Origin of the sequence: Streptomyces sp. NPDC059649, from assembly GCF_042734445.1 — a bacterium.
Lineage (GTDB): Bacteria > Actinomycetota > Actinomycetes > Streptomycetales > Streptomycetaceae > Streptomyces.
The window spans coordinates 34,805-50,644 of sequence record NZ_JBHWDV010000005.1; the positions used below are offsets into that span (position 1 = coordinate 34,805).

A 15,840-nucleotide genomic window follows, 5' to 3' on the forward strand; every position below is an offset into this window, starting at 1 on the left:
GCGCCACGACGACCGTGTCATGGGTCCGTAAGATCCGGCGTTCGTGACCGGAGACGGTCCGCGCCACTGCGATTCGGTAACGGGCCCGGCCGAGGTATTTCGATACGGCATATGTTGCATATGCTCAGGTCGGGGGTCCGGGGGCCGTTTTCGGACAGTCCGGCGGCCGACGGCCCCGCCACCCGATCACCTCAACACCACACCGTCGGAGAACGCCTTGGCCCTGGAGAACGGGGAGCGCTGCACCGGCTCCCGTGTGTTGTCCGTGCTCCCCTACACGGTCATGGCCGTGGTCTCCGCCGTCGACCTGACCGCGGGGCCCGGTGTGGGCTTCCTGCCGCTGGTGTCCCTCGGGCCCGCGTTCGCCGGGCTGGTCGGCGGCTGGCGGCGGACCGCGCTGGCCGGGCTGACCGCGTTCGTGCTCTGCCTCGGGCTCGGCGTCTACAACGGGCTGTTCGAGAGCCGGCGGGGGCTGACCGCGCTGCTGTCGGTGGCCGGGGTGACCGCGGCCGGGGTGGTCGCCGCGGTGATGCGGCAGCGCCGGGAGGCCGAACTGGCCAGCGTCCGCTCGATCGCCGAGGTGGCCCAGCGGGTGCTGCTGCGCCCGGTGCCGCGCAGCGCCGGACCGCTGCGGATCGCGGTCTCCTACACGTCGGCGGTGGCCGAGGCCCGGATCGGCGGCGACCTGTACGAGGTGGTGACCTCGCCGGCCGGTGTCCGGATCATCGTCGGCGACGTCCAGGGCAAGGGGCTGGAGGCCGTGGAGAGCGCGGCGGTGGTGCTCGGCGCGTTCCGCGAGGCGGCGTACGACGAACCCGATCTGCCGGCCGTCGGCGAGCGGGTCGAACGGGCCCTGAACCGCCATCTGTCCGGCGAACGCTTCGTGACGGCCGTGCTCGCCGAGGTCGGTGACGGCCCGTACGCCACGCTCCTCAACTACGGCCATCCGGCGCCGCTGGTCGTCCGCCCCGCCGGCACGGTCGGTTTCGCCGCCCCGCCGGAACGCTCCCTGCCGCTCGGCCTCACCTGGCACGCCGCGGACGCCCCGCTGCCCTACGAGGTGCCGTTCCGCCCCGGCGACCAACTGCTCTTCTACACCGACGGGGTCAGCGAGGCGCGCGACGCGTTCGACCGGTTCTATCCGCTCGACGACCGGGCGGCGCTGCTCAAGGACGCCGACCCGGAGGCCGCCCTGCGCGCGGTGCGCGAGGACCTGGTCGAGCACGCCGAGGGCCCGCTGCACGACGACGCGGCGATGCTGCTGGTCCGCTACCGCGACGAGCACCCCGCCGGGTCCGCGGGGAGCGGCAGTCCGGTGTAGTTCTCGGCGAGTTCGGCCGCGGCGTGCGGGGCGGTGGCGATCCGGTCGAGCTGGGCGAGCTGCAGCCGGGAGTCGAACGGCGACTGGTCCGGGGCGCTGTGCAGGGTCGTCGTCATGAAGGCCGAGAAGTGCTCGGCGCGCCAGACCCGGCGCAGGCAGGTGGCGGAGTAGGCGTCCAGCAGTTCCGTCGAACCGGTCGTGTGCAGACGGTCCAGGGCGCGGGCGAGGACGGTGACATCGGCGACGGCGAGATTGAGGCCCTTGGCCCCGGTCGGCGGCACGATGTGCGCCGCGTCGCCCGCCAGCAGCAGCCGCCCGTACCGCATCGGTTCGGTGACGGAACTGCGCATCGGCAGCACCGACTTGGCCGTGATCGGGCCGCGGGTCAGCTTCCAGGAGGCGGCGCCGGTGGCCGGGTCGACGGCCGCGCGGGTCTCCAGTTCGCCCCAGATCCGCTCGTCGGGCCAGTCCGCCGGGTCGGTGCCGTTGGGCACCTGGAGGTAGAGCCGGCTGACGGTCGGGCTGCGCATGCTGAACAGCGCGAAGCCGCGCGGGGAGTGGGCGTAGATCAGCTCCTCGGCGGAGGGCGGGGCGTCGGCGAGCACGCCGAGCCAGGAGTACGGGTAGCCGCGCTCGTAGGTGCGGCGTTCGCCCTCCGGCACCGCCCGGCGCGCCACGCCGTGGAAGCCGTCGCAGCCGACGACGTAGTCGCAGTGCAGGGTGTGCACGCGGTCCTGGTACCGGTACGTGACGGCCGGGCGGTCCCCGTCCACCCCTTCGACGGTGAGCGCCTCCGCCCCGAACAACAGCGGTGCGCCGTCCGCGAGTTGGAGGGCGATGAGGTCCTTGACGACCTCCGTCTGGGCGTAGACGGTCACCCGGCGGCCGCCGGTGAGCTCGGGGAAGTCGAGGCGGTGGGCCCGCCCGGCGAAGCGCAGCTCGATACCGTCGTGGACCAGGCCCTCGCGGTCCAGCCGCGCCCCGGCTCCGCAGCCGCGCAGCACGTCGACGGTGCCCTGTTCGAGGATGCCGGCGCGCTGCCGCCGCTCCACGTAGCCGCGGTCGCGGCTCTCCAGGACGGCGCAGTCGATGCCGGACCGGTGCAGCAGACGGGCCAGCAGCAGTCCGGCGGGGCCGCCGCCGATGATGCCGACGGTGGTGGAGCGGACGGGCGGTGGGGGTGTCACGGCGCGGTTCCTTCCGAGGGGTACGGGACGGGGACGCGGACGGCACCCGGGGCGTCCGGCGGTGCGGCGAGGTGGCCGAGGAGGGCGGCCAGGACGGCGGCGGGGCGTTCGACGTTGGCGAGGTGGGCGGCGCCGGGCAGTTCGAGGAGGCCGGCACCGGGGATGCCGTCGACGAGCTCGCGGGCGTGCGGGGGCGGGGTGGCCGGATCGGTGCGGCCGGCGATGACCAGGGTGGGGGCCGCGATGCGGGCGAGGTCGCCGCGCAGGTCGTAGCCGGCGAGGGCGTCGCAGCAGGCCGCGTAGCCGGCGGGGGCGATGCGCCGCCGCAGGGTGTTGACCAGCGCGGCGGCCGGTGGGGAGGCGGCGAAGTCCGGGGTGAACCAGCGGCCGGCGGCGGTGTCGGCGACCGGCCCGAGCCCCGACTCCCTTACCAGCGCGGCCCGTTCGTGCCAGGCCCGCGGTTCGCCGAACCGGGCCGAGGAGCAGATCAGTACGAGCGAGGCGATCCGCTCGGGATGGTGGGCGGCGAGCCAGGCGCCCACCGCGCCGCCGAGCGAGATCCCGGCGTAACGGAAACGGCCGATGCCGAGGCCGTCGGCGAGCGCGAGGACCCCGCGGGCGAGGGCGGGGATCGTGGTGGTGGCGACGGAGGGCGTCCCTCCATGGCCCGGCAGGTCCCAGCGCACGACGCGGAACTGCCGTGCCAGGTCGGCGACTTGGGGATCCCAGACGCCGAGTTCGGTGCCGAGGGAGGGGCCGAGGACGAGCGGTGGGGCGCCGTCCGGACCGTCGAGGGTGTGATGCGGCGGCGAACCGGCGGACGGGCGGGTCATACGGGCTCCTGCGGGGTGTGCACGGTACGTTCCAGCGCCCGGTCCACGAGGGCACCGGCGGAGCCCAAGTAGCCGGTCGGGTCGAGGAGTTGGTGGAGGAGTTGGTCGAGGAGTTGGTCGAGTGGTCGATCGGGGCGTTGGTCGAGTTGTCGACCGGGGAGTGGGTCGGGCCGTCGAGCGGGGCGTTGGTCGAGCCGTCGACCGGGGCGTGGGTCCGGCTCTGGGTCTGGGTCTGGGTCTGGGTCTGGGTCTGGGTCTGCCGGCAGCCGAGCCTCGGGCGGGGCCTCCGGCATGGCCTCGGGCAAGGCCTCGGGCAGGGCCTCCTGCAGGGCCGTGGCCAGGGGCACGCCCTGCTCGGCGGTGCGGCGGGCCGCGGCGTCCAGGAGGCGGCGGGCCTCGCCGCGGCCGGTCCGGGCTGTGAGGGCCGCGACCAGGCGTTCGCTGACGACCAGGCCGCCGGTGGCGTCGAGGTTGCGCCGCATGCGGTCCGGACGCACCCGGAGGTCGCCGGTCAGCTCGGCGGCGTCCCGGGCGGCGCCACCCACCAGCCGCAGGGCGTCCCGCAGCGGCTGCCACTCGGCGTGCCAGGCGCCGGCCGGACGCTCGTCCTCCGCGGCCAGCGCGCCGTACAGCACCGCGGTGAGCGCCGGGACCTGACGGGCGGCGGCCGCGATCAGCGTGGCCCGCACCGGATTGGCCTTGTGCGGCATGGCGGACGATCCACCGCCGCTACCCTCCGCAAGCTCACCGATCTCGGTGCGCGAGAGGGTCAGGACATCGGCGGCGAGCTTGCCGAGGGCGCCCGCGGTGAAGGCGAGCGCCCCGGCGAGATCGGCGACCGGGGTGCGCAGGGTGTGCCAGGGCAGGGCGGGTGCGGCGAGCCCGGTCTCGGCGGCGTAGGCGGCGAGCAGCCCGGTGCCGGGGTCGGTGCCGGGGCCGGTGCCGGGGCCGGGGCCGGGGCCGGGGTCGGTGCCGGGGTCGGTGCCGGGGTCGGGGTCGAGGTCGGGGCCCGCGGCGGGCGGTGCGGGCTCGGCCTCGGCGTAGGCGTGGAAGGCGGCCAGGGTGCCGGCCGCGCCGCCGAGTTGGACGGGCAGGGCGGAGCGGACGGCCGTGAGCCGGTCATGGGCGTCGAGCACGAGGCTGCGCCAGCCCGCGGCCTTGAGGCCGAAGGTGGTCGGCACGGCGTGCTGGGTGAGCGTCCGCCCGGCCATCGGCGTGTCCCGGTGCGCGGCGGCGGTACGGCGCAGCGCCTCGGCGGTCCGGGCCAGGTCCGTCAGCACCAGGTCCAGCGCCCGGGTGCAGACCAGCATGGTGGCGGTGTCGAGGATGTCCTGGCTGGTGGCGCCGCGGTGGACGTAGTCGGCGGCCTCGGGTGCGCGGGCGGCGACCGCGGCGGTCAGGTCGGCGACGAGCGGGACGACCGGGTTGCCCGCGGCCCGGGCCCGCGTGGCGAGCGTGCCGGGGTCGTGACGGCCGGGCTCGGCCGCCGCGGCGGTGACCACGACGGCCGCCTCCTCCGGCGCGAGTCCGACGGCGGCCTGGGCGCGGGTCAGCGCGGCCTCGGCGTCGAGCAGGGCGCGCAGGTATGCGGCGTCCCCGGTGGCGGAGGCCACGGCGGAGCCGGCCCGGGACGGCGCGAGCAGCCCCAGGTCGGCGTCGTCGTGGGGGTGTGGGGATGGTTGTGGGTGCGGTGGGGCATCGGGGGCGGGCGGGGTGGTGGAACGGCGGTCGTGGGACAGCCCGTCACCGGAACGGTTCCGGTCATCGGAATCGGGCCGGTCATCGGAACGAGCCCGGTCATCGGAACGCAAGGAAGACCGTCTCCTCGTAGGTGCCGTCGGCGGTCTGCTGCAACTGGACGTCGAAGCGGTAGCGGTCCGGGCCGTCCGGGTGGGCGAGCAGGGTGCGGGCCCGGTCGGCGGGCAGCCGGGACAGCAGCGGGTCGCCGGCGTGGGCCTCGGTGTGCTCGGGGAAGTAGACACGGGTGAAGAGGTGGTGCAGCAGCCCGCGGGCGAAGACGCAGACGGCGAGGTAGGGCGCGGCACCGGGGTGGCCGGCCGGGGCGGTGGCGGGCAGGGTGTGCAGGACGTAGCGGCCGTCGGCGTCGGTCGGGACCCGGCCGAATCCGGTGAAGTCCAGGCCGTGCCGGCCGATGACGGCGCCGGTGACCGGGTCGCGGCGCAGCGAGCCGGGCGCGCCGGTCAGGCTGCCGTCCGGGCCCGCCTGCCAGAACTCCAGCAGGGCGTCCGGCACCGGGGCGCCGTCACCGTCCCGCACCCGGCCGTGGAGGGTGATCGTGCCGGGCCGGCCGGCCGGAGCGATCTGCTCGCCGCCGCGGAACGGGAGGGCGTAGCCGTAGAACGGGCCGATGGTCTGCGAGGGCGTCGGGGGCAGCGGCGGGGTGGGGGTGCCGGCCGGATCGGTGCCCGCGGCCGGATCGGTGCCCGCGGCCGGGTCGGGAGCTGCGGTGGGCTCGGGCGCGGCGGCCGGGTGGTGGGTGCCGGCCGGTTCGGTGGTGGCGCGGGGCATCAGCGGCCTTCCTCGGTCCAGGTGGCGGACGGGCCGTCCAGGACGATGTCCCAGCGGTAGCCCAGGGTCCTTTCGGGGCGGGAGAGTTCGTGGTCGTAGGCGGCGACGAGCCGGGCGCGGGCGGCGGGGTCGGTGACCGACTGGAGGATCGGGTCGTAGGGGAAGAGCGGGTCGCCGGGGAAGTACATCTGGGTGATCAGCCGCTGGGTGAAGGCCGTGCCGAAGAGCGAGAAGTGGACGTGGGCCGGGCGCCAGGCGTTGTCGTGGTTGCGCCAGGGGTAGGCGCCGGGCTTGATGGTGGTGAAGGTGTAGCGGCCCTGATCGTCGGTCAGACAGCGGCCCACACCGGTGAAGTGGGGGTCGAGCGGGGCCGGGTGCTGGTCGCGCCGGTGGGCGTACCGGCCGGAGGCGTTGGCCTGCCAGATCTCGACGAGCTGACCGCGCACCGGGCGGCCGGTGCGGTCGAGGATCCGCCCGGTGACGGTGATCCGCTCGCCGAGCGGTTCGCCCGGGTGCTGCCGGGTGAGGTCGGCGTCCAGGTCGGTGACGTCCGTGACGCCGAACGCCGGGCCGGTCAGCTCGACGGCCTCCGGGTCGGCCAGGTGGTCGATCTCGACCGGTGGCCGCCGGGGATGGCGGGCGGTGCTGCTGCGGTACGGGGTGTAGTCCCGCGCGGGGTGCGCCGGGACGGGGGCGCCGGCGGCACGGTCCCGGTCGGCGGCGGCGGCCCGCGCGGCGATCTCCCGGCTGATGTCGGCCTGGGTGGGCAGCGGCGGTACGGGCGCGGCGAGCGGCCGGGGGTCGGGAAGCGGCGCGCCGGGGAGGAACGCCGGGGTCGCGGGGGTGAACGGGGTCAGGGTCATGGCTGCCCTCTCCGTGCGGGTGGTCGGGGCGGTGCGGGTGGTCGGAGCGGTGCGGGTGCTCGGGCCGGCCCCGGGGGCCGGGGCGGTGCGGGTGATCGGGCCGGCCCCGGGGGCCGGGGCGGTGCGGGTGATCGGGCCGGCCAGCCCCGGGGATGCCTGGGCGGTGCGGGCGGTTCCGGGGCGATACGGCGGTTCCAGGTGCGGGCGGTTCCAGGCGCGGGCGGTTCCGGGGCAGTGCGTGCGGTTCCGGGTGCGGGAGCAACAAGGTGCGTGCGGTTCAGGGTGCGGGAGCAACAAGCAGTGACGAGGCCACTGCCGTCACGTCCGTCGAGCGGCGCCCTTGCAGCATGCGGCTCACCGCGCCCGCCGGGTAACTACCTTTCGAGCACCATCGCCAGCCCCTGTCCCACGCCGATGCACAGCGTCGCCAGGCCCGTTCCGGCGCCGGCGGCCGCCAGTTGGTGGGCGACCGTGCCGACGAGCCGTGCCCCGGAGGCGCCGAGCGGGTGGCCGAGAGCGATCGCGCCGCCCCGCGGATTGACGATGCCGGGGTCGAGCTCGGGCCAGCGGGCCAGACAGCCGAGCGCCTGGGCGGCGAACGCCTCGTTGAGCTCGACGGTGTGCAGGGTGTCGAAGCCGCGCCCGGCCTTCTCCAGGGCCCGGGTGGCCGCCTCGACCGGGCCGAGCCCGAAGTACCGCGGTTCGATGCCGGTGACCGCGCTGCTGCGGATCCGGGCGAGCGGTGTGCAGCCGGAGGCGCGCAGTCCCCGCTCGTCCATCAGCAGCAGCGCGGCCGCACCGTCGCTGAGCGGTGAGGAGTTGCCGGCCGTGACGGTGCCCGCGCCGGCCGCCGGCCCGGTGGACCCGTGCGCCGCCTCGCCCCCCGTACGGAAGGCCGGTCGCAGCTTGCCCAGCGCCGCCAACGAGGTGTCCTCGCGGATGCCTTCGTCCTGCGCCGCGTCCCCGTACGGCACGAGCTCCGCGTCGAAGGCGCCGTCCTTCCGGGCCCGGGCCGCCTTCTCGTGGCTGGCCAGCGCGAAGGCGTCCTGCCGGTCGCGGGTGATCCGGTCGCGGTCGGCGATCAGCTCGGCTCCCTCCCCCAGCGCGACGGTCCACTCGCCGGGCATCCTGGGGTTGGTCAGCCGCCAGCCCAGGGTGGTGGAGTGCAGCGTCTGCGGCGCCGCGGGGAAGGCGCGTTCCGGCTTGGGCAGGACCCAGGGCGCCCGGCTCATCGACTCCACGCCGCCGGCGACGGCCACCGAGGCGTCGCCCAGCGCGACGGCCCGGGCGGCCTGGATGACGGCCTCCATGCCCGAGCCGCAGAGGCGGTTGACGGTGACGCCGGGTACGGACACCGGGAGCCCGGCGAGCAGCACCGCCATCCGGGCCACATCGCGGTTCTCCTCGCCCGCGCCGTTGGCGTTGCCGAGCCAGACGTCGTCGATGGTGGCCGGATCCAGTCCCGGCGCGCGGTCCACCAGGGCCCTGACGACATGCGCGGCGAGGTCGTCGGGACGGGCACCGGCGAGTGCGCCGCCGTATTTGCCGAAGGGGGTACGGACGGCGTCGACGACGTACACGTCCCGGGGCCGGTCGATGATCATCGGGTGGCGGTGTCCTTCCGTGCGCCGGCCGCCCCGGGCGTACCGGATGTGGGGATGCCCTGGGGGGTGGTCTTGGGGATGGCCTGGGGGGTGGTCTGAGGGGTGACCTGCGGGGTGGCGGCTTTCAGGGCGCGCAGGGCGGCGAGTTCGGCGGCGGTGGGCGGGGCCGTGACGCCGATCCGGTCGGCCTCCTTGAGGTCCCAGCCGGTGGCCGCGCGCACCTGCTCGACCGTCACGCCCGGGTGCAGGTCGGTCAGGACCAGCTCGGCGGTGCCGGGGTCGGGGCGCAGTACGCCGAGGTCGGTGATGACGGCGGTCGGGCCGGCGCCGGGCAGTCCGAGCGCGGCGCGGTCCTGGGGGCCGCTGCCGTGGCCGAGGGTGGTCACGAAGTCCAGCGCGCCGACGAAGTTGCGGCGGCTGTGCCGCAGGACCATCAGTACCTGCCCGCAGTTGGCGGCGATCTCCGGCGCGCCACCGGCACCCGGCAGCCGGCCCTCCGGTTTGCCGGGGCCGCGGTCGACGACGGTGGTGTTGATGTTGGCGAACCGGTCGACCTGCGCGGCGCCGAGGAAGCCGACGTCGATCCGGCCGCCCTGCAGCCAGTAGTTGAACATCTCGGGCACGGACACCACCGCGTCTGCGGTGTCGGCCAGTTCGCCGTCCCCGATGGACAGCGGCAGCCGGGTCGGTTTCGAGCCGATGGTGCCGGACTCGTAGATCAGCACCAGGTCCGGATTGACGGTGCGGCGGGCGAGGTTGGCGGCCGTACTGGGCAGCCCGATCCCGACGAAGCAGGTCCGCGCCCCGGCCAACGCCCGGGCGGCGTTGACCTCCATGAGCTCATCGGGGCTCCAGGGCGGGGCGGGGACGGATGCCGGCGGGGGCGCGGTCGCGGGCGCGTGGGGGTGGGGGTGGGGGTGGGGGTGGGGGTGGGCGGGGGTGTGTGCGGGTCGTCGCTCGGGATCGGGGACAGCAGCGGGAGCCGGTACGGAGGCAGGGGCGGGGGCGTGCGTGTGTCGGGACTCGGGATCGGGAACGGCGGCGGGAGCCGGTAGGGGCGCGGGGGCGGGCGCGGGTCGGGGGTCGGAGACGGCAGCGGGAGCCAGTACGGGCGCGTGCCCGCGGGCGTGCGCGGGTCGGGGAACGGGCAGGGTGGCGGGGGCGGTTGACGTGGGAGAGGGGGCGGGAGAGGTGGCGGGGTCGCTTCTGATCCCCTCCAGCCACCGGCCGAACGCCGCCCGGTCCCGTGATATCCCGTCCCAGCGGCGGTAGAAGGCGTTGTCGCGGACCGAGTACCCGGCCGCGTACGAGGGATGGGCGCCACCGGGGACGACCGCGACCGCGTCGACGACCCAGGTAGGCAGGACGAGGCCGCCGGGGCGCGGCTCCAGGGTGTCGACGAGTTCCTCGACGGTCACCAGGACGCGCCGGGCGGCCAGCACCGCCTCCTTCTGCACACCGGTCAGGCCCCACAGTTGGACGTTGCCGGCCCGGTCGGCCTGCTGGGCGTGGATGACCGTGACGTCCGGGTTGAGCGCGGCGACGGCGGCCAGTTCCTCGCCGGTGAACGGGCAGGTCACGGTGGCGACCGTGGGCGTACGGGAGGGGATGTCGCTGCCGCGGTAGCCGCGCAGCACGGCGAACGGGAGCCCGGCCGCGCCCGCGGCGTAGCGGTTGGCCATGCCGGCGTGGCTGTGCTCGTCGGTCTCCAGCGGGCCGGGCCAGCCGTTCTCGACGGCGTCCCGGAAGCGGTGCAGCGAGCCGACGCCCGGGTTGCCGCCCCAGGAGAAGACCAGTTTCGCCGCCACGCCCGCGCCGATCAGCTGGTCGTAGACCACATCGGGGGTCATCCGGGCGAGCGTGAGGCCGGTACGGCCCTGGCGGATGATCTCGTGCGCCGCGGCGAACGGGATGAGGTGGGTGAACCCCTCCAGCGCCACGGTGTCCCCGTCGTGGATCAGCTCCGCGACGGCCTCGTGCAACGAACGGATGTCGGCCATATCGGCCAGGTCCTCCAACCTCTGTCGACGATGCGGGCGCGCGCTAGGGGGCCACTGACGGGTTCAGGGGTGGATCCAGGGGTGGATCCAGGGATGGGGATTGCCGGGTTGCCCGGACAGCGGGGTCAGTTCAGGCAGTTCAGGCAGTTCAGGCAGTTCAGGCAGTTGAGGTAGTTCAGGCAGTTCAGGGAGTTCCAGAAATTAGGAGCCGTTCATGCGGGTCGGGCTACGGAAGCCGCCTGTTCGCGTAGTGAACTTAAGTTCATAATGGAAGGACGCTCTGAGTCTGGACCCCGCCCGCGGCCCTGTCAACGGTCCGCCCGGTACGGTTCGGACGAGATCACCGCACCAGGGAGAGGCCATGACCCACCCCGCCCCCACCGCACCGTCCTCCCCGGCCGCGCCGCCGGAAGCGGTGGGTCCGCTGATCCGCTGCCTGACCGTGCTGCGGGAGCTGTCGGCCGGCGGCGGCCGCCAGGCGGTGGGCGATCTGGTGCGGGTCACCGGCCTGGCCCGCTCCACCGTCGACCGGGTCCTGAGCACCCTCGCCCGACTCGGCTACGTACGCGTCGAGGGCCGGGACGCGGTGCTCGCGCCGCGGCTGCTGGAGCTGGGCAACGCCTATCTCGCCGCGTCCGGCCTCCCGGACCGGCTCGGCCCACTCGCCGACCGGCTGGCCGACGAACTCGACGAGTCCGTCTCGCTCGCGGTCCCGGACGGCGACGGGGTGCGCTTCGTCCACCAGGCCACCCGCCGCCGCGCGATGTCCCTCGCCTTCCGCATCGGCGATCTGCTGCCCGCCGAACGCGGCGCGCCCGGGGCCCTGTTCGCGGACGCGTGGGACGCATCGGACTGGGCGCGCTGGCGCGCCCGCCGCGCGGCCGACCCGACGGACGCGGGCTTCCCGGCCGTCCCCCCACGCCCCCACGACGAGGCGGAGTCAGGCTTCCCTTCACCTGCCACCTCCTCACCTGCCACCTCCTCACCTGCGGCCTCCTCACCCGCCGCCGCCTCAACTGTCGTATTCGAGGAGCGTGTTGACGCCGCCCGCGCGGCCGGCTGGTCACTGGACGACCAGCTCATCGAACCGGGCCTGGTCGCGGTCGCGATGCCCGTACGGGACCCCGCCGGCCGGGTCGTCTGTGCGGTCAGCGTGGTCAGCCACACCAGCCGGCTGTCCGCCGCCGAGCTGCCCGGTGCGGTCCTCCCCCGGCTGCGCGACACGGTCACGGCGATGGAACTCGCCCTGACCGCCCCTCAGGAGCCCCCGACGAGCGCCGCCTCTCCCACCGCCAGCACCGGCGGGCTCTCCTCCCATGCCTCCTGGATGCGGGCCTCCAAACAGGAACTGGGCCCCGAGTTCGTCGAATCGATGGCCCGCGGGCTGCTCACCCTCACCGCCTTCGGCGCCGGTCGGGCGGCACTTCCGCTCACCGCCGTCGCGGAGGCCACCGGCCTGGCCCGGGCCACCGCCCGGCGGGCCCTGATCACCCTGGAGCACCTCGGCTATCTCGCCTCCGACGGCAAGCTCTTCCGGCTCACGCCGAAGGTGCTGGAGCTGGGTTTCGCGCATCTCTCGGGCCTGACACTGCCGGCGATCGCACAGCCCCATCTGGCCGCGCTGGTCGAGCGGGTGCACGACTCCGCCTCGTTGGCGGTCCTCTCCGGCGACGACATCCAGTACGTCGCCCGGGTCCCCACCGTGCGCATCATGGGCGTCAACATCACCCTGGGCACCCGCTTCCCCGCGTATGCGACGTCCATGGGCCGCGCCCTGCTCGCCGGTCTGCCGCCGGCCGAGGTGTCCGCCCGGCTGTCCCTCACCGACCTCCGGCCCTTCACCCGGCACACCGTCACCGACCCGGAGGCCCTGCTCGCCCTCCTCCAGCAGGTCCGCACCGACGGATACGCCCTGGTCGACGAGGAATTGGAGGAGGGCCTGCGCTCGCTCGCCGTCCCTGTGCACGACCGCACCGGCGAGGTCGTGGCCGCCGTCAACGTCTCCACCCACGCGGGCCGCACCACCCCCGCCGGCACCCGCGACGCGATCCTCCCGGCCCTGCGCGAGACGGCCACCGCCATCGAGGCGGACCTCGCGGTGGCCGGCCGGTACGTACGGATCCCGGTCCTGTGACGGCGCTCTCCGTCCCGCCACCTGAACCGGACTGGGAGGCGGCGCCCGTCTACCAGGGCGGAAAGCGCAACCCGGCCTTCCAGACCAGCGCATGGGAGTACGCCGCCGCACACTTCCGGCTGATCGCCGGCCTACGGGTGCCCCTGGAGTCACTCGCCACCCGCCTCCGCCTGACCCTCGAACCCGGCTGGGACGACCTGGGCACGATGCGGCTCGCCATGTTCCGCATCCGGACCATCGACTTCGCCCTCACCCGACATGACGGCCAGGAGGTCGTCCTGGTGTGGCTCGGCCGCGCGACACCCGAGGAGGACGCCGCCCTGGAACTGCTCCTGAACGTATGCGGCCTCGACCACCGCGCGCTGCGGTTCGTCGGCAACCCAACGACCGGCATCAGGCACTTCGGCGAGCCTCCTGCCTGATCTCGGCCGTTGGCCTTGGGTGCTTGGCGGGCGGGGGGGGTGGTGATCGGCGGGCGGTGGGGGGAGGCGGGCGACGGTCGATGATCGGCGGGCGGTGATCGGTGGCTGGCGGTCGGCGGGCGGTGGCCGACGGGTGATGGGCGGCAGGCGGTGGCCGATGGCTGATGATCGGCGATCGCGTGGTCGGCTTGTCGGTGGTGGCCCCCCGTAGCGACGACCGGCGCCCTCGCACGCCGCCTCTCCCCGCTGCTCCCTACTCCACTACTCCGCCTGCACCCCTGTCTGTGTCCCCGCCTGTGCCCCTGCCTGCGGCCCCACGGGTGCCGGAGAGGTCGTCCCGCTGCCGATGCGGCGGGCCATCGGCACCAGGCTGATGGCGAGGGCGCCCACCAGACCCGCCAACGCGAAGGCGACAAAGCCGAGTTGGTCGTTGCCGCCGGCGGCGAGGATGCCGCCCAGCCAGGGGCCGACCACGGCGCCGGTGCGGCCGATGCCGGTGACCCAGCCGATGCCGGTGGCGCGGTCGGCGGACGGGTAGACCCGGTCGGCGGCCGCGTAGACCATCACCTGCGCACTGAAGAGCCAGATACCGGTGACCGCGACCACGGCGTAGGTGAGGGCGAGCGGCAGATGTGCTCTCAGGAGCAGGGCGCCGGCGGCGGTGAGCAGGAACCAGAGGGCGGAGACCCGCACCGGGCCGTAGCGGTCGGCGGTGCGGCCGGCGATGAACATGCCGACGACGGCACCGATGTTGATGACGAGCAGGAAGCTGACCGAGGAACCGAGGCCGTATCCGGAGGCGCGCATCATCTGGGGCAGCCAGGTGCCGACGCCGTAGACCAGCAGCAGTCCGCAGAACGAGGCGAGCCAGAGGAGCGGCGTGGCCCAGCGGGCGCCGGGGCGGAAGAGGGCCAGGACGGCGGACGGACGACCGCCGGTTCCGGGAGCCGGGGCGTCGGCGGGGGTGGGGCGGACCATGCCGTAGCGGTCGGCGATCGCCTCGGCCTCAGCGGTACGGCCCTTGGCGAGCAGCACACCGGGGGATTCCGGCAGCAGGCGCAGCAGCAGCGGGACGGCGATCAGCGCGGGCAGCACACCGGCCCAGAAGAGCGAGCGCCAGCCGAACGCGGGGGCGAGCGTCAGCCCGAGGCCGGTCGCGACCATGCCGCCCACGTGGTACGAGGTCATCAGCAGGCCGGTGGCCAGTGCGGCCCGGCGCGGCGGGGCGAACTCCAGCACCATGGACAGGCAGATGGGCAGCAGGGAGCCGAAGCCGAGGCCGGCCAGGAAGCGTCCGGCGCCGAACGGCACGGGCGTGCCGGAGAGCGCGCAGATCGCCGAGCCGACGGAGAAGAGGGCGACGCTGACGGCGAGGACCGGGCGGCGGCCGAGGCGGTCGGTGACGGGCCCGATGACGAGCGCGGCGACCAGCATGCCGAGGGTGGTCCAACTGCCGATGGTGCCGGCCGTGGCAGGGCCGAGGCCGAGCCCGGGATCGTCGAGCATCCGCGGCATGACGGCGCCGTACACGTTGACGTCCATCCCCTCGAAGAAGACGGCGAGCCAGCACAGCGCCAGGACGGGCGCGACGGAGCGGAAGGTATGGCGCGGAGCGGTGGGTGGCGTGGGTGGCATGGGCGACATGGGCACCTCGTCTTCGGAAAGCGGCGAATGGACCACCGGACCACCGGACCGTCGAAAACTCGATCCTTCGAGCTTTCCAGGGGGGAGAGCCGTTCGCCTAGTGAACTTTCGTTCGCTCGTGGGCCAGGATCATCGGCGCCCATCCGGGGAGGTGTCAATGGTTCGAACGGGTAAGGCTGTTACGCGATACCCGCTACCCGATGTCCGTCACCGGCTGCCCCTCACCCGCTGCCCGTCACCTGTTCTCCGGCCCCTCCGGCCCCTCCGGGCCGTCCGCGTCCCGCTTCTCCGACTCCGTGTCCCGCTTCCCCGACTCCACATCCCGCTTCTCCGCCACCTTCTCCGCCATCCGCCGCGCCATCTCCTCGCGCGCCTCGGCGGTGGCGGCCGACGGCCAGACCCGGTCCAAGGAGGCGTTCATCGCAGCCCCGACCAGCACCGCGAAGGCCGAGACGCCGATCCACAGCAGCACCGCGACGGGCGCCGCCAACGAGCCGTAGATCGTGGGCCCCTCGACCGTCGAGACCAGGTACAGCCGCAGCAGGAAACTGCCCAGCAACCAGATGCCGAGCGCCACCACCGCCCCGGGAATGTCCTCCGGCCAGGGCGACCGGACGGGCACGGAGAGGTGGTAGAGGGTGGTGAGGAAGGCGACCGACAGCAGCAGCACGACCGGCCAGTACAGCGCCCGGACGACATGCTCACTGGCCGGCACCAGGCTCACCACGGCGTCCGGCCCGGCCACCATCAGCGGCAGCGCGACCGCGCCGACCAGCAGCCCGGCGAGGTACAGCGCGAACGACAGCAGCCGCGTCTTGACGATGCCGCGGCGGCCGTCGAGCCCGTACATGATCGTGATGGTGTCGACGAAGACGTTCAGGGCGCGGGAGCCGGACCACAGGGCGATGGCGAAGCCGAGCGAGATGACGTCCGGGCGGCGGCCGGTGAAGACGTCGTTCAGCAGCGGCCGGGCGATCTCGTCCACGCCCTTGTCGGAGAGCACCGTGCCGGCCACACCGAGGATGTGCTGCCGGATGTTGTCGAGGGTGTCGTGCCCGATCCAGGTCTGCGTGTAGCCGATCACGCCGAGGAGCCCGAGGATCAGCGGCGGCAACGACAGCAGGCACCAGAACGCCGCCTCCGCGGCCAATCCGGTGACGCGGTAGGTCATGCAGGAGTGGACGATGTCCTTGAGCAGCAGCCAGGCCAGCCGGCGCGTGGAGACGTTGCGGTAGAGCACACGGGCCCTGGTCAGACGGCCCGCGGGTCGCTCGGTTGGTTCGTTCTCCGGCTGCACCTCCTT

At 74.5% G+C, this 15,840-nt stretch carries 11 protein-coding genes and 2 pseudogenes; 3 read left to right on the top strand and 10 right to left on the bottom strand.

Annotated elements, in window-relative coordinates:
- Positions 1 to 283: 283 nt before the first annotated feature.
- Positions 284 to 1,321, top strand: coding sequence for a PP2C family protein-serine/threonine phosphatase (locus ACFV1J_RS09870; RefSeq protein ID WP_385856952.1), 1,038 nt, complete (start codon positions 284 to 286; stop codon positions 1,319 to 1,321).
- On the opposite strand, the gene ACFV1J_RS09875 is transcribed toward ACFV1J_RS09870, so the two are convergent.
- From ACFV1J_RS09875 to ACFV1J_RS09910, 8 genes and pseudogenes are all read right to left on the bottom strand, one after another.
- Positions 1,270 to 2,508 carry a 4-hydroxybenzoate 3-monooxygenase gene (locus ACFV1J_RS09875; RefSeq protein ID WP_385856780.1) on the bottom strand — a complete coding sequence of 413 codons (1,239 nt, stop codon included), beginning with the start codon at positions 2,506 to 2,508 and terminating at the stop codon, positions 1,270 to 1,272. The genes ACFV1J_RS09870 and ACFV1J_RS09875 overlap by 52 nt on opposite strands.
- A complete protein-coding gene (gene pcaD, locus ACFV1J_RS09880; protein ID WP_385856781.1) occupies positions 2,505 to 3,341 on the bottom strand; it encodes a 3-oxoadipate enol-lactonase in 837 nt (278 codons plus the stop codon). Before pcaD ends, ACFV1J_RS09875 begins: the two co-directional genes overlap by 4 nt.
- Positions 3,338 to 4,990, bottom strand: coding sequence for a lyase family protein (locus ACFV1J_RS09885; protein ID WP_385856953.1), 1,653 nt, complete (start codon positions 4,988 to 4,990; stop codon positions 3,338 to 3,340). Before ACFV1J_RS09885 ends, pcaD begins: the two co-directional genes overlap by 4 nt.
- Positions 4,991 to 5,138: 148 nt before the next feature.
- On the bottom strand, positions 5,139 to 5,870 hold the full coding sequence (pcaG, locus tag ACFV1J_RS09890) for a protocatechuate 3,4-dioxygenase subunit alpha (protein ID WP_385856782.1): 732 nt from the start codon (positions 5,868 to 5,870) through the stop codon (positions 5,139 to 5,141).
- Positions 5,870 to 6,733 (bottom strand): protocatechuate 3,4-dioxygenase subunit beta, encoded by an 864-nt coding sequence (gene pcaH / locus ACFV1J_RS09895; protein WP_385856783.1) that lies wholly within the window; start codon positions 6,731 to 6,733, stop codon positions 5,870 to 5,872. The genes pcaG and pcaH overlap by 1 nt, the downstream gene beginning before the upstream one ends.
- 374 nt (positions 6,734 to 7,107) lie before the next feature.
- A complete protein-coding gene (locus ACFV1J_RS09900) occupies positions 7,108 to 8,337 on the bottom strand; it encodes a thiolase family protein (RefSeq protein WP_385856784.1) in 1,230 nt (409 codons plus the stop codon).
- 80 nt (positions 8,338 to 8,417) lie between these two features.
- Positions 8,418 to 9,173: pseudogene (locus tag ACFV1J_RS09905) on the bottom strand (CoA-transferase subunit beta); the annotation flags it as partial.
- 378 nt (positions 9,174 to 9,551) lie between these two features.
- Positions 9,552 to 10,337: pseudogene (locus ACFV1J_RS09910) on the bottom strand (CoA transferase subunit A); the annotation flags it as partial.
- A 361-nt stretch (positions 10,338 to 10,698) separates the two neighbouring features.
- Between ACFV1J_RS09910 and ACFV1J_RS09915 the strand changes: the two are divergent.
- Positions 10,699 to 12,471, top strand: a complete 1,773-nt coding sequence (locus ACFV1J_RS09915) for an IclR family transcriptional regulator C-terminal domain-containing protein (protein ID WP_385856785.1) — start codon at positions 10,699 to 10,701, stop codon at positions 12,469 to 12,471.
- The gene (locus ACFV1J_RS09920; RefSeq protein ID WP_385856786.1) at positions 12,468 to 12,893 is read left to right on the top strand and encodes a hypothetical protein; all 426 of its coding nucleotides are present in this window, start codon (positions 12,468 to 12,470) and stop codon (positions 12,891 to 12,893) included. Before ACFV1J_RS09915 ends, ACFV1J_RS09920 begins: the two co-directional genes overlap by 4 nt.
- 261 nt (positions 12,894 to 13,154) lie before the next feature.
- Here ACFV1J_RS09920 and ACFV1J_RS09925 read toward each other — a convergent pair whose 3' ends face one another.
- Complete coding sequence (locus ACFV1J_RS09925; RefSeq protein ID WP_385856787.1) at positions 13,155 to 14,528, bottom strand: MFS transporter; 1,374 nt, start codon at positions 14,526 to 14,528, stop codon at positions 13,155 to 13,157.
- A gap of 244 nt (positions 14,529 to 14,772) precedes the next feature.
- Positions 14,773 to 15,834: a YihY/virulence factor BrkB family protein gene (locus ACFV1J_RS09930; protein WP_385856788.1), complete on the bottom strand. Its 1,062-nt coding sequence runs from the start codon at positions 15,832 to 15,834 to the stop codon at positions 14,773 to 14,775.
- Positions 15,835 to 15,840: the final 6 nt, after the last annotated feature.

Bases quoted from the DNA above. Each gene is read 5' to 3' on its own strand.
- ACFV1J_RS09870 (WP_385856952.1), top strand. From the start codon at position 284: ATGGCCGTGGTCTCCGCCGTCGACCTGACCGCGGGGCCCGGTGTGGGC.
- pcaD (WP_385856781.1), bottom strand. From the start codon at position 3,341: ATGACCCGCCCGTCCGCCGGTTCGCCGCCGCATCACACCCTCGACGGT.
- pcaG (WP_385856782.1), bottom strand. From the start codon at position 5,870: ATGCCCCGCGCCACCACCGAACCGGCCGGCACCCACCACCCGGCCGCC.
- pcaH (WP_385856783.1), bottom strand. From the start codon at position 6,733: ATGACCCTGACCCCGTTCACCCCCGCGACCCCGGCGTTCCTCCCCGGC.
- ACFV1J_RS09900 (WP_385856784.1), bottom strand. From the start codon at position 8,337: ATGATCATCGACCGGCCCCGGGACGTGTACGTCGTCGACGCCGTCCGT.
- ACFV1J_RS09915 (WP_385856785.1), top strand. From the start codon at position 10,699: ATGACCCACCCCGCCCCCACCGCACCGTCCTCCCCGGCCGCGCCGCCG.
- ACFV1J_RS09925 (WP_385856787.1), bottom strand. From the start codon at position 14,528: ATGCCACCCACGCCACCCACCGCTCCGCGCCATACCTTCCGCTCCGTC.